Source organism: Pseudomonas sp. TAE6080, assembly GCF_018732265.1.
Taxonomy (GTDB): Bacteria; Pseudomonadota; Gammaproteobacteria; order Pseudomonadales; family Pseudomonadaceae; genus Aquipseudomonas; species Aquipseudomonas brenneri.
In genome coordinates this window covers 43,962-56,389 of record NZ_JAHIDY010000010.1, presented here as the reverse complement: position 1 = coordinate 56,389, position 12,428 = coordinate 43,962, and the positions used below count along the sequence as shown (strand labels likewise).

Here is a 12,428-nt window from a genome sequence, read left to right as displayed (position 1 = left end):
TGAACCCTGTGGGAGCTCCCACACAAGCCCGCTGCCACGTTAGAGGCTGACGGGGGCTCTTTCACACAAGGTATTGAGCGCCGCCGCCCACTGCGGATCATCATTGAGGCACGGCACCAATACCAACTCCTCGCCCCCGGCTTCGCGAAATTGCTCCAGCCCGCGATCACCAATCTCTTCCAGGGTCTCGATGCAATCGGCGACAAACGCCGGGCACATCACCAGCAATTTTTTCACGCCTTGCCGGGCCAGCGCTTCCAGGCGGGCTTCGGTGTAGGGTTCGATCCACTTCGCCCGGCCCAGGCGCGACTGGAACGCCACTGACCATTTATCGTCTGGCAGGCCCATGCGCGCGGCAAAGTCGCGGGCGACGCTGAAGCATTGCCCGCGATAACAGGTGGTGCGCACGTCAGGCGAGGCATTGGCGCAGCAGTCACCCGCGCCTTCGAGCGAATGCCCGGGGTTGAGTTTGTTCAAGTGCCGCTCCGGCAGGCCGTGGAAGCTGAACAGCAGGTGGTCGTAGTTCTGCTGCAAATGCGGCTTGGCGCTGGCCACCAGGGCGTCGAGGTATTCCGGCTGGTCGTAGAACGGTTGCAGGATCGAGAACTGCAGGTCGAGCTTTTTATCTCGCACCACACGCCGCGCTTCTTCGATCACCGTGGTCACGGTGCTGTCGGCAAATTGTGGGTACAACGGCGCCAGCGTGACCTTGTGGATGCCCTGCCCGGCCAGGCGGGTCAGCACGCTCTCGATCGAAGGCTCGCCGTAGCGCATCGCCAGTTCCACCGGCCCCTGGGTCCACTGGGTGGTCATCTGCTGTTGCAGGCGCCGGCTGAGCACGACCAGCGGCGAGCCCTCGTCCCACCAGATCGAGGCGTAGGCATGGGCCGACTGCTCGGGACGCTTGATCAGAATCAGCGACACCAGCAAGCGCCGGACCGGCCACGGCAGGTCAATCACATACGGGTCCATCAAGAACTGATTGAGGTAGCTGCGCACATCGGCCACCGAAGTGGACGCCGGTGAACCCAGGTTGACCAGTAACAACGCGTGATCCGTCATGCAACATCCTATCTCTAGAGGCGGCTGGACAAGTCGTCCAGGGCCGCGTGCAACTCAGTGAACTGAAAAGTGAAACCGTCAGCCAACAACCGCTCGGGTAGCGCCTTCTGCCCGCCCAGCAACAGGCCGGACAACTCTCCCAACCCTACCCGCAAAGCAAACGCCGGCATGGGCATGAACGCCGGGCGGTGCAGGACCTGGCCCAGGGTCTTGGCGAACTCGCGATTGCGTACCGGATGCGGCGCGCAGGCATTATAAGGACCGCTGGCATCAGGTTTGTGCAGAAGAAAATCAATCAGGGCGATTTGATCCTTGATATGCACCCACGGCATCCACTGCCGACCGCTGCCGATAGGCCCGCCCAGGGCCAGTTTGAACGCCAGCACCAGCCGCGACAAAAAGCCGCCCTCAGCCGCTAGCACCAGGCCAGTACGCACCAAAACCACCCGCAAGCCCAATGCCTCGGCGCGCTGGGCGGTTTCTTCCCAGGCGATGCACAACTGGCTGGGAAAATCGTCCTGCACCGGGCCGCTGGCTTCGGTCAACTCGCGCTCACCGCCATCGCCGTACCAGCCCACCGCCGAACCGCTAATCAAGACCGCAGGTTTCACCGCCAGGCCCTCAAGCCAGGCCAGCAAGGTTTCCGTCAGACTGATCCGACTGCTCCACAGCAACGCCTTGCGCTTGTGCGTCCAGAGGCGATCGGCTATCGGCGCACCCGCCAGGTTGATGACCGCGTCCACCGGCTGCGTTATGTCCTGCAAACGGGCGACACCCTGCACCTGCTCACCGCACAACCTGGCGACTTGCGCGGGGTTGCGGCTCCAGACCGTCAACCGATGCCCCTGGGCGCTCCAGTGCTGGCAGAGCTGGCGGCCGATCAGACCCGTACCGCCGGTCAGCAAAATATGCATGAGATCTTCCTCCTGTAACGTTGGCCGGGCATCGCTGGTCTATTTTATAAGCAGGGATCTTTTTAATTGGCCAGACCTAGGTTTAACCATAGGTCACGCCACACGTTAAGGCATGCCGAAACTTATACCAAAAAACAATATTGTACAGCTATTGGTGTCGGCGTAGTCTGTACCCAAAGGTAAAACGAGGCCTCCCATGACTGTTCCCATTGCGATCATCGGTACCGGCATCGCCGGACTTTCGGCCGCCCGAGCGTTAAACGATGCCGGGCACGTTGTACAACTCTTCGATAAAAGCCACGGCAGTGGCGGGCGCATGTCCAGCAAGCGCACCGAGGCCGGCGCACTGGACCTGGGCGCACAGTATTTCACCGCGCGCGACCGACGCTTCGTCAATGAAGTGCAACGCTGGCAAGCCAATGGCTGGGCTGCCGAGTGGGAGCCGCAGCTCTACAACTGCCAATCCGGACAACTGAGCCCCTCCCCTGACGAACAGACCCGCTGGGTCGGCACCCCGCGCATGAGCGCCATCACCCGCGCACTGCTCGATGACCTGCCGGTGGAGTTTGGCTGCCGTATCACCGAAGTGTTCCAGGGCCAGCAGCACTGGAACCTGCTGGACGCCGACGGCAATAACCATGGCCCCTTCAGCCACGTGATCATCGCCACGCCGGCGCACCAGGCCACAGCCCTGCTGGCTGCGGCGCCCAAACTGGCGAGCACGGCGGCCGGGGTGAAAATGGACCCGACCTGGGCCGTCGCCCTGGCCTTCGAAACGCCATTGGATACCCCGATGGAAGGCTGTTTCGTACAAGACAGCCCCCTCGACTGGTTGGCCCGCAACCGTAGCAAACCAGGGCGTGACGCCACGCCAGATACCTGGATCCTGCACGCCACCAGTGCCTGGAGCAAACAGCACCTGGACTTGCCCAAGGAAGCCATCATCGAGTTGTTGCACGGCGCCTTTGCCGAACTGCTGCACTGCAGCATGCCGGCGCCCTCCTTCAGCCTTGCCCACCGCTGGCTGTATGCCCGGCCTGCTGGCGGCCATGAATGGGGAGTATTGGCCGATGCCGACCTGGGCCTATATGTCTGTGGCGACTGGTGCCTGTCGGGCCGGGTTGAAGGTGCCTGGCTCAGCGGCCAGGAAGCAGCGCGGCGCCTGCTTGAACACCTGCAATGAACCGCATCAATCCGGCGAAGTTGCTGTTATCAAAATGGACAGCAACCCGCCCTCGGCACAAGGAAAAACATTTCCTGGTCACCGAGCTGTTCCGCGATGAACAGGGCACAGTACTGGAGATTGAACTGCAGGCCGTGCTGACCCACCGGGCAGAACGCCTGGCCTGGCACAGCCTGCAAGATGCCGAGCACTGGAAAATGGGCTGGAAGTAACCTCGACCGAAAAACCTGTACAAAATATTTGACTTGTACACATCAGAACCTATGATGAGATTAGTTGTACAGAAAATAATCCCTGTACAGGAATTTTGCAGAGGTTTGCCATGCCCAGCCCCGCGCCCACCACCGGCAAACCCAAGATCGCCATCAGCGCCTGCCTGCTCGGCGAGAACGTGCGTTTCAATGGCGGGCACAAGCAATCGCCCCTGTGCAGCCAGGCACTCGCCGACTACTTCGACTTTGTGCCCTTGTGCCCCGAAGTCGCCATCGGCCTGGGCGTCCCCCGCGAGCCGATTCGCCTGGTGGGCGACCCGCAACAACCGCAAGCCGTGGGTACCGTCCACCGCGACCTGAACGTGACCGGCGCACTGGACGCCTACGGCCAGGACGTGGCCGCCGAGCATACCGACCTGTGCGGCTACATCTTCATGCAGAAGTCACCGTCCTGTGGCCTGGAGCGGGTCAAGGTCTACCGCGACAACGGCACCCCGGTCGATGGTGGCGGGCGTGGGATCTATGCCCAGGCATTCTGCGCCCGTCACCCCAACCTGCCGGTGGAAGAAGATGGCCGCCTGCACGACCCGGTGTTGCGGGAAAATTTCCTGACCCGGGTGTTTGTCTACGCCACATGGCAGCAATTGCTCGCTGAAGGGCTGACCCGTCACCGTCTGCTGGCCTTCCACTCGCGCTACAAATACCTGTTGATGGCCCACAGCCCGGCCCACTACAAAAGCCTGGGCAACCTGTTGGGAAGCATGGGCAAGGGCTGCGACCTGCAAGCCCTTGCCGCTGACTATTTCAGCGAGCTAATGAGCGCACTGAAAAAGTGCGCCACCCGCGGCACCCACTCCAACGTGCTGCAACACATCAGCGGTTACCTCAAGCAAGTCATCAGCGCTGAAGACAAACAGGAAATGCAGACCCTGATCGGCCAATACCGTCACGGCATCGTGCCGCTGGTGGTACCGCTGACCCTGCTCAAGCATCACTTTCGCCAACACCCGGACCACTACATCGCGCAGCAGGCGTACCTGCAACCGCATCCGGAAAACCTCAGCCTGCGCAATGCGATTTAACCCATGAACGTTTCTACGCAACACCCCGCCGAAGACTTGGCCCTGGCCCTGGAACAAGGCTGGCTGCCGATCCGCGAAGTGGCCCGCCAGACTGGGGTCAACGCGGTGACCCTACGTGCCTGGGAGCGTCGCTATGGCCTGATCGTGCCGCAACGCACGCCCAAGGGCCATCGGCTGTTCAGCACCGAGCATGTGCAGCGCATCCAGACCATCCTGACGTGGCTCAACCGTGGCGTGCCGGTCAGCCAGGTCAAGCAGTTGATCGACAACGCCCAGCCGGTGGACGACAGCGCCGAAAACGAATGGCAGGACCTGCGCCAGGCTCTGGTACACGCCATCAGCCAACTGGCCGAGCGCCGGGTGGATGATGTGTTCAACCAGGCCATGGCCCTCTACCCACCGCGCACCCTGTGCGAACAACTGTTGTTGCCGCTGTTCAAGGAGTTGGAACAGCGCTGGCAGGGCCAATTCGGCGCGCAGATGGAGCGGGTGTTTTTCCATTCCTGGCTGCGCAGTAAATTCGGCGCGCGGATGTATCACAACAATCGCCAGCTTAACGGCCGCCCTTTATTGCTGATCAATCATTCCGACCTGCCACTTGAGCCCCACCTGTGGTTGAGCGCCTGGCTGGCCAGCAGCGCCGATTGTCCGGTGGAGGTCTTCGACTGGCCGCTGCCCACCGGCGAACTGGCCCTGGCGGTCGAACACCTGCAACCGCGGGCCGTGTTGCTGTACTCAAGCAAGGCCATCCATTTGGCAGCCCTGTCGAAACTACTGAGCAACGCCAGTTGCCCAATCCTCATCGCCGGACCAACGGTGTGCATCCATCAGGCCGAGTTGGCGGTATTAACCCAGGACATCCCAGAACTGTTGTTGGCCGAAGACCCGTTGTCGGCCCACCAGCTCCTGACCCAGCGCGGGCTTCTCTAAATGCATTTGATCTGGCTGCGCAGCGACCTGCGCCTGCATGACAACACCGCCCTCGCGGCCGCCTGCCAGCGCGGCCCGACAGCGGCGGTGTACCTGATCACTGCCGAGCAGTGGCTGGCCCATGACGATGCGCCGTGCAAAGTGGACTTCTGGCTGCGCAACCTCAAGACGCTGAGCCACGCCCTGGGCCAACTGAATATTCCCCTGCTGATCCGCCATGCCGACACCTGGGATCAGGTGCCACAGGTGCTGGTCGAGTTATGCCAGGCCTTGTCGGTCGAGACGGTTCACGTCAACGACGAATACGGGATCCACGAAAGCCTGCGCGATGCCGCTGTGGCCCAGGCCCTGCAAACACAAGGCGTGAGCTTTCACAGTTATCTGGACCAACTGCTGTTCCAACCCGGCAGTGTGCTGACCAAGACCGGCACCTACTTCCAGGTGTTCAGCCAGTTTCGCAAGGTCTGCTACAACCGCCTGCACAGCGCCCTGCCACGCCGGATACCGACCCCCAAGGCCCAGGCCACACAGTCATTGGCCAGCGATGCCGTTCCCGAGCAGGTCAAGGGATTTGCCCCGCCCAGCGACACCCTACGCGCACTCTGGCCGGCGGGAGAGGACGAGGCGCACCGACGCCTTGGGCAATTTGCCGACGCACAGATCAGCTACTACAAGGATGAACGCGACTTCCCGGCCAAGCCCGGCACCAGCCAGTTGTCTGCGTACCTTGCGGCTGGCGTGGTTTCGCCGCGCCAGTGTTTGCATGCCGCATTGCAAAGCAACCAGGGTGAATTCGAAAGTGGCGACACCGGTGCCGTCACCTGGATCAACGAGCTGCTGTGGCGTGAGTTCTACAAACACATCCTGGTGGGCTACCCACGGGTATCGCGCCATCGCGCCTTTCGCCCGGAAACCGAAGCGGTGGCCTGGCGTCACGCGCCCGAAGACCTTGCCGCCTGGCAAGAGGCGCGTACCGGTCTGCCGATCATTGATGCTGCGATGCGCCAGTTGCTGGAAACCGGCTGGATGCATAACCGCCTGCGCATGGTGGTGGCGATGTTCCTGACCAAGAACCTGCTGATCGACTGGCGCGAGGGCGAGCGCTTCTTTATGCGCCACCTGATCGACGGCGACCTGGCAGCCAACAACGGCGGCTGGCAGTGGAGCTCGTCCACTGGCACCGACTCGGCGCCGTACTTCCGGATTTTCAGCCCGCTGAGTCAGTCCGAGAAGTTCGATGGCGAAGGGCGTTTCATCAAGCATTGGCTGCCGCAACTGTCGGGCTTGAACAAGAAGGACGTACACAACCCCGACGCCGCCGGCGGCCTGTTTGGCGTGGCCGACTACCCACGGCCCATCGTCGATCTGAAGCGCTCCCGTGAGCGCGCGCTGGAGGCTTTTCGCGCCCTGCCCTCGCGCCAAGCGGCGGGAGGCGTGTATGAGTGATTTCCTGCGCCAGTTCGCCCAGTCCTTCGCCACCCTGGACAAACACAACCTGCACCTGCTCGACAGCCTGTACAGCCAGGACATATCGTTTACCGATCCACTGCATCAGGTCCACGGCATCAGCGCGCTGAAAGCGTACTTTGCCGAGCTTTACAGCAACGTCAACGCACTGCATTTTGACTTCCACGGCTTCGACTATGCGGCCGACAATGAGGGTTATCTGCGCTGGACCATGAGCTTTTGCCATCCGCGCCTGGCGGGCGGCCAGCAGATTCAGGTCGAGGGCTGCTCCCACCTGTTATGGCACGACAAGGTTTACCGGCACCGCGACTATTTTGATGCCGGAGCGCTGCTTTACGAACACCTGCCGGTACTGGGGCGAATCGTCCGTTGGTTGAAAGGGAGAATGGCATGAGCCTGATATCGCCACGCCGTTACTGGCTGACCGGGGCAAGCAGTGGCATTGGCGCCGCACTGGCAGAAGTGCTGCTCGACAGCGGCGCCCACGTGGCGCTGAGTGCGCGCTCCAAGGCACCGCTGGAGCAGCTTGCCCAACGTTACCCAGGACAAGTGTTGCTGGTGGAGGGTGATTTGACCAACAGCCAGGTGGTACGCGAAATCGGCGAACACATCACGCAAGCCTGGGGCGCGCTGGACACAGTGATTTTGAATGCCGGCACCTGCGAATACGTGGATGCCCGGCAGTTCGATGCCTCGATTATCGAACACGTAGTGCGCACCAACCTGCTGGCCAGCAGTTATTGCATCGAGGCCGCATTGCCACTGCTGCGTGCGGGGCTGACTCCGCACCTGGTAGGCGTCGCCAGTGCCGTCACGTACCTGCCGATGCCCCGCGCAGAAGCCTACGGCGCATCCAAGGCTGGCCTGCGCTACTTGTTCGAATCCCTGCGCATCGACCTGTCTCCCGAAGGCATAGATGTGACCGTGGTCAGCCCCGGTTTCGTCGATACGCCGTTGACCGAACGCAATGATTTCCCGATGCCCTTGAGCTGGCCGGCCGATAAGGCCGCGCAGCATATTTTCGACAAACTGCAAAAGCGTCCACTGGAGATCGCCTTCCCGGCGCTGTTTATCGCCACCTTGTGGCCGCTGTCGAAACTGCCGAACCGCGCGCAACTGATCATCGGCAAGCGCATGCTGCGCAGCCCGCCGCCGCACAAGGACAACCTGTGAAGATCGCGATTGTCGGCAGCGGAATTTCCGGGCTGACCAGTGCCTATCTGCTCAGCCGCCGCCATGACATCACCGTGTTCGAAGCCGGCGACCGGATTGGCGGCCACACCCACACGGTCGACGTGACGGTCGAGGGCCAACGGTATGCGGTGGACACCGGCTTTATTGTGTTCAACGACTGGACCTACCCCAACTTCATCCGCCTGCTAGGGCAGATCGGCGTGCCGTTCAAGCCGACCGAGATGAGTTTTTCGGTGTGCGCTCCCGAGGAAAATGTCGAGTACAACGGCAACAACCTCAATAGCCTGTTCGCCCAGCGCAGCAATATCCTGTCCCCGGGTTTCTGGGGCATGTTGCGCGACATCCTGCGCTTCAATCGCCAGGCGCCCCTGGATTTGCAGGAACAACGCATCAGCGCGCAGATGACCCTGGGCGAATACTTACAGGCGGGCAACTATGGCCCGCGTTTCATCCGCCACTACATCGTGCCCATGGGCGCAGCGATCTGGTCGATGCCGCTGGCGGACATGCTGCAGTTTCCGCTGCAGTTCTTCGTGCGATTCTTCAATAACCACGGTTTGCTGTCGGTAAATAATCGGCCGCAGTGGTGCGTGATTGAAGGTGGCTCCAGCCGCTATATCGAGCCGCTGACCCGCTCGTTCCGCCAGCAGATCCGCCTCAACTGCCCGGTGCACAAGGTCGAGCGTACGCTTGAGGGGGTCGTGATCCACAGTGCCGATGGCTGTGAGCATTTCGACAAGGTGATTTTCGCCTGCCACAGCGACCAGGCCCTGGCCCTGCTGGAGGATCCGAGCCTGGCCGAGCAACAGATCCTTGGGGCGATGACCTACGCCAACAACGACGTGGCCCTGCACACCGACACCCGTTTGCTGCCCGACCGCCCACTGGCCTGGGCCAGTTGGAACTATCGGCTGGACGCCAGCACGCACAAACCGGCAGCCGTCACCTACGCCATGAACATCCTGCAAGGCATCGACAGCGCCACCACCTTTTGCGTCAGCCTTAACCAGACCGCGATTATCAACCCGCTGAAAATCCTCGCCCGCTACACCTATGCCCATCCGCAATACAGCCTGGCGGCGGTCGCGGCGCAAGCGCGCTGGGAGGAGTTGCATGGTGCCCGGCACACCTATTATTGCGGGGCCTACTGGGCCAGCGGCTTTCATGAAGACGGTGTGGTCAGCGCCCTGCGCGTGGCCCAGGCCTTTGGGGAAACCCTGTGAACAGCGCGCTGTACAGTGGCTGGATCGCCCACCGGCGATTCACGCCCAAGGGGCATGCCTTTCGCTATCGCATCGGCCTGCTGTACCTGGACCTCAGCGAACAGGAGCAAGTCCTGGGCCTGTCACCGTTGGCCGGTAGTGGCCGCTTCGCGCCTTTTTCGTTCCGCCAGCAGGACTACCTGCGGGCATTGACCCGCGACGGCACCTGCTTGAGCAATGCCGTGCGCCAAGTCATCGGCACTGCGCTGGGGCATGCTCCCCAGGGCGCTATCTGCCTGCTGACCCAGGCCCGCAGTTGGGGCCTGGCGTTCAACCCGGTGAGTTTCTTCTACTGCTTCGAGGCCGATGGGCAACTGGCCGCGATTCTCTGTGAAGTGACCAACACCCCGTGGCGCGAGCGCTATCACTATGTACTGCCCGCCGGGGCCCTGGCGGGCGGCGGGCATCAGCATTTCGCGGTCGCCAAGGCCTTTCATGTGTCGCCGTTCTTGCCCAGGGACCTGGAGTACCGCATGAGCTTCAGCCCACCCGGCCAGCGCCTGGGGGTGCATATGGCCGACTGGCAAGGTGACGCCAAGGTGTTCGACGCAACCTTGAGCCTGCAACGCGAAGCATTGAGCCAGGCCAGCCTGCATCGTTACCTGCGGCGCTTTCCGTGGATGACCGCCAAGACTTGCCTGGCAATCTACTGGCAAGCCCTGCGCCTGCTGCTCAAACGCACACCGATTGTTCCCCATCAGGCGGCCGATGGCGCCTGTGCAGCTGGGTATTCCAAGGATCACCGCCATGAAATCCCCTAGCTTATCGGTCAAATCCCATCGCCCGAATATCAATGGCCTGACCGGCGCGCTGTTGCGCAAGGCCGTGTTGCGCCAACTCGGCAAGTTGCGCCATGGCCAACTGGTGGTCATCGAGGACGGTGAACGCCGGGTATTCGGCGCGCGCGAGGCACACTTGCTGGGGGAGATCCAGATCCTCGACCCGGCCGTGTGGGGCCTGGTGGCCGCCAACGGCTCCATCGGCGCCGGCGAGGCCTTTATTCACGGGTTCTGGAGCAGCCCGGACCTGACCGCCGTGGTACGCGTGATGGTCAGCAACCTCGACGTACTCGATGCCCTTGAAGGCGGCCTGGCCAAGTTGGCCCGCCCCCTCACCCAGGGCTTGCACTGGCTCAACCGCAATACCCGCAAAGGTTCGCAAAAAAACATCGCTGCCCACTACGACCTGGGTAACGACCTGTTCCAGGAGTTTCTCGACCCGACCATGATGTATTCGGCGGCGCAGTTCCTCACCGCCGACGACACGCTGGAACAGGCACAACTCAACAAACTGGAACGCATCTGCCAGAAACTGGCACTCAAGCCCTCGGACCACCTGCTGGAAATCGGCACGGGCTGGGGCAGCATGGCCCTGTACGCAGCGCAGCAGTATGGCTGCCACGTCACCACGACTACCTTGTCCAAAGAGCAATTTGCCTACACCGAACAGCGTATCCAGGCCTTGGGTTTGCAGAATCAGGTGACGCTGCTGCTGCAGGACTACCGCGACCTGAGCGGGCAGTACGACAAGCTGGTGTCCATCGAAATGATCGAGGCCGTGGGCCATCGTTTCCTGCCCACCTACTTCAAGCAATGCGCACACTTGCTCAAGAGCGACGGCCTGATGTTGTTGCAGGCCATCACCATCCGCGAACAACGTTATGAGCAGGCCAAGGGCAGCGTCGACTTTATCCAGCGTTACATCTTCCCCGGCGGGGCCCTGCCCTGTGTGCAGAAGATGTTGCAGATCGTCAGCCGCGACACCGATATGAACCTGCTGCACATGGAAGACTTCGGCCTGCATTACGCGCGAACCCTGCGCTTGTGGCATGAGAATTTTCGCCGCGCCCATGGTCGGCTGACGGAGTTGGGCTACGACGAATACTTCCTGCGGCTGTGGGAGTTCTACCTGTGCTACTGCGAAGGTGGCTTCATGGAACGCACTATCGGCACCGCGCAATTGCTGCTGGCCAAGCCCTGCGCGGTGACACAACCGCTGCTGGGGCGCTTCAGTGCTTGAACCGTAGGAGCGAGCTTGCTCGCGAAAAACTTGAGAGCGCTGCGTTTAACCAGAAAACCTGGGTTATCGTTGGAGCCCTTCGCGAGCAAGCTCGCTCCTACAGGGGTTGGCAAGCGACACAACGGCAAAAAAACTGAAACCGGTCGGCTTTTGCTTGCAGCTGGGCGCTTGAAGCTTGAAGCTGCGCCCCATGACCACCATCCCCCACACCCAAATCGCCGAACCCGCCGTCACCTGTGCCACGTGCGCAGCCTGCTGCTGCCAGCTGGAAGTCATGCTGATCACCGACACCGGCGTGCCTGATCGTTTTATCGACACCGACGATTGGGGCGGCGAAGTCATGCTGCGCCTGGACGATGGCTGGTGCGCGGCGCTGGATCGCGACACGATGATGTGCACCATCTATGAAAAGCGACCGTTGATTTGCCGGGAGTTCGAGATGGGCGCGCCGGAGTGCATTGACGAGCGCCAGGGGATTGCGACGGTCTACCGCTGATTCTGCAAACGGTGAAGATCAAATGTGGGAGCTGGCCCGCTCCCACATAGGTTGGGCATGTGCCTGGGGAATATCAGAGCGCCATTGTGTAGTTCAACGAGTAGCTCTCGATACCATCGTTATGGCTGCTGATGCCCGCATTGGAATAGTGCGTGGCACGGATCCCCACCTGATGCCCACCGGCAAAGCGCAGGCCAAAGCCCAGGCGATCTTCAAACTGGAAAGCCTGGCCAATGTTGCTGTCTTCGACACGCGTGCGTGAAAACAGCGCCACGCCAATCCCCGCTTCGATGTAGGGCTTGACCGACTCGCCGGCGAACTCATACACAAACACCGGCGAAAAGGACAGGCTGCTGACACTGGCGCGTTTGTCGCCATCCCAGAAGGTATAAGCACCGCTCCAGTAGCCGGTCAGGCGACCGACATCACTCTGCCACCAGCTCTTGTCCCAGTCCGATTGCAGGCCCAGACGATAGGTCATGGTCGAATCACTGGTATGCCCCACCCCAAATTCCAGGCCAGCAGCCTGGGCCGAAACCGAGTGTCCCACCACTACGGCTGCAATCGCAGCCACACAGAACAAGCGCTTCATAAGAAACATCCTTTA

The 12,428-nt window shown here is 61.6% G+C and carries 14 protein-coding genes; 11 read left to right on the top strand and 3 right to left on the bottom strand.

The features are described 5' to 3' along the window. Positions 1-39: 39 nt before the first annotated feature. Positions 40-1,062 (bottom strand): ferrochelatase, encoded by a 1,023-nt coding sequence (hemH, locus tag KL786_RS09885; RefSeq protein WP_215517489.1) that lies wholly within the window; start codon positions 1,060-1,062, stop codon positions 40-42. A gap of 14 nt (positions 1,063-1,076) precedes the next feature. After that, a complete protein-coding gene (locus KL786_RS09880; protein WP_215517488.1) occupies positions 1,077-1,976 on the bottom strand; it encodes a TIGR01777 family oxidoreductase in 900 nt (299 codons plus the stop codon). Between the two features lie 196 nt (positions 1,977-2,172). On the opposite strand from KL786_RS09880, the gene KL786_RS09875 reads away from it, so the two are divergent. The 11 genes from KL786_RS09875 (at position 2,173) to KL786_RS09825 (ending at position 11,821) form a co-directional block, all read left to right on the top strand. Next, positions 2,173-3,159 carry an NAD(P)/FAD-dependent oxidoreductase gene (locus KL786_RS09875; RefSeq protein WP_215517487.1) on the top strand — a complete coding sequence of 329 codons (987 nt, stop codon included), beginning with the start codon at positions 2,173-2,175 and terminating at the stop codon, positions 3,157-3,159. After that, the gene (locus KL786_RS09870; RefSeq protein ID WP_215517486.1) at positions 3,156-3,371 is read left to right on the top strand and encodes a TIGR02450 family Trp-rich protein; all 216 of its coding nucleotides are present in this window, start codon (positions 3,156-3,158) and stop codon (positions 3,369-3,371) included. The genes KL786_RS09875 and KL786_RS09870 overlap by 4 nt, the downstream gene beginning before the upstream one ends. 110 nt (positions 3,372-3,481) lie before the next feature. Next, positions 3,482-4,453, top strand: coding sequence for a YbgA family protein (locus KL786_RS09865; protein ID WP_215517485.1), 972 nt, complete (start codon positions 3,482-3,484; stop codon positions 4,451-4,453). Between the two features lie 3 nt (positions 4,454-4,456). After that, positions 4,457-5,383: a MerR family transcriptional regulator gene (locus KL786_RS09860; RefSeq protein WP_215517484.1), complete on the top strand. Its 927-nt coding sequence runs from the start codon at positions 4,457-4,459 to the stop codon at positions 5,381-5,383. Beyond that, positions 5,384-6,829: a deoxyribodipyrimidine photo-lyase gene (gene phrB, locus KL786_RS09855; protein ID WP_215517483.1), complete on the top strand. Its 1,446-nt coding sequence runs from the start codon at positions 5,384-5,386 to the stop codon at positions 6,827-6,829. Then, entirely contained in the window at positions 6,822-7,244 is a 423-nt protein-coding gene (locus KL786_RS09850) for a nuclear transport factor 2 family protein (RefSeq protein WP_215517482.1), read from the top strand. Before phrB ends, KL786_RS09850 begins: the two co-directional genes overlap by 8 nt. Then, a complete protein-coding gene (locus KL786_RS09845) occupies positions 7,241-8,023 on the top strand; it encodes an SDR family NAD(P)-dependent oxidoreductase (RefSeq protein WP_215517481.1) in 783 nt (260 codons plus the stop codon). Before KL786_RS09850 ends, KL786_RS09845 begins: the two co-directional genes overlap by 4 nt. Then, positions 8,020-9,267: an NAD(P)/FAD-dependent oxidoreductase gene (locus tag KL786_RS09840; protein ID WP_215517480.1), complete on the top strand. Its 1,248-nt coding sequence runs from the start codon at positions 8,020-8,022 to the stop codon at positions 9,265-9,267. Before KL786_RS09845 ends, KL786_RS09840 begins: the two co-directional genes overlap by 4 nt. Further along, on the top strand, positions 9,264-10,067 hold the full coding sequence (locus KL786_RS09835; RefSeq protein WP_215517479.1) for a DUF1365 domain-containing protein: 804 nt from the start codon (positions 9,264-9,266) through the stop codon (positions 10,065-10,067). Before KL786_RS09840 ends, KL786_RS09835 begins: the two co-directional genes overlap by 4 nt. Then, on the top strand, positions 10,054-11,325 hold the full coding sequence (locus tag KL786_RS09830) for an SAM-dependent methyltransferase (protein WP_215517478.1): 1,272 nt from the start codon (positions 10,054-10,056) through the stop codon (positions 11,323-11,325). Before KL786_RS09835 ends, KL786_RS09830 begins: the two co-directional genes overlap by 14 nt. Positions 11,326-11,515: 190 nt before the next feature. Next, positions 11,516-11,821, top strand: a complete 306-nt coding sequence (locus tag KL786_RS09825; protein ID WP_215517477.1) for a YkgJ family cysteine cluster protein — start codon at positions 11,516-11,518, stop codon at positions 11,819-11,821. A gap of 73 nt (positions 11,822-11,894) precedes the next feature. Here KL786_RS09825 and KL786_RS09820 read toward each other — a convergent pair whose 3' ends face one another. Next, the gene (locus KL786_RS09820) at positions 11,895-12,413 is read right to left on the bottom strand and encodes an acyloxyacyl hydrolase (protein WP_032857767.1); all 519 of its coding nucleotides are present in this window, start codon (positions 12,411-12,413) and stop codon (positions 11,895-11,897) included. Positions 12,414-12,428 lie beyond the last annotated feature (15 nt).

Excerpts from the sequence above, each read along its gene's own strand:
- hemH (WP_215517489.1), bottom strand. The coding sequence starts at position 1,062 with ATGACGGATCACGCGTTGTTACTGGTCAACCTGGGTTCACCGGCGTCC.
- KL786_RS09880 (WP_215517488.1), bottom strand. The coding sequence starts at position 1,976 with ATGCATATTTTGCTGACCGGCGGTACGGGTCTGATCGGCCGCCAGCTC.
- KL786_RS09875 (WP_215517487.1), top strand. The coding sequence starts at position 2,173 with ATGACTGTTCCCATTGCGATCATCGGTACCGGCATCGCCGGACTTTCG.
- KL786_RS09870 (WP_215517486.1), top strand. The coding sequence starts at position 3,156 with ATGAACCGCATCAATCCGGCGAAGTTGCTGTTATCAAAATGGACAGCA.
- KL786_RS09865 (WP_215517485.1), top strand. The coding sequence starts at position 3,482 with ATGCCCAGCCCCGCGCCCACCACCGGCAAACCCAAGATCGCCATCAGC.
- KL786_RS09860 (WP_215517484.1), top strand. The coding sequence starts at position 4,457 with ATGAACGTTTCTACGCAACACCCCGCCGAAGACTTGGCCCTGGCCCTG.
- phrB (WP_215517483.1), top strand. The coding sequence starts at position 5,384 with ATGCATTTGATCTGGCTGCGCAGCGACCTGCGCCTGCATGACAACACC.
- KL786_RS09850 (WP_215517482.1), top strand. The coding sequence starts at position 6,822 with ATGAGTGATTTCCTGCGCCAGTTCGCCCAGTCCTTCGCCACCCTGGAC.
- KL786_RS09845 (WP_215517481.1), top strand. The coding sequence starts at position 7,241 with ATGAGCCTGATATCGCCACGCCGTTACTGGCTGACCGGGGCAAGCAGT.
- KL786_RS09830 (WP_215517478.1), top strand. The coding sequence starts at position 10,054 with ATGAAATCCCCTAGCTTATCGGTCAAATCCCATCGCCCGAATATCAAT.
- KL786_RS09825 (WP_215517477.1), top strand. The coding sequence starts at position 11,516 with ATGACCACCATCCCCCACACCCAAATCGCCGAACCCGCCGTCACCTGT.
- KL786_RS09820 (WP_032857767.1), bottom strand. The coding sequence starts at position 12,413 with ATGAAGCGCTTGTTCTGTGTGGCTGCGATTGCAGCCGTAGTGGTGGGA.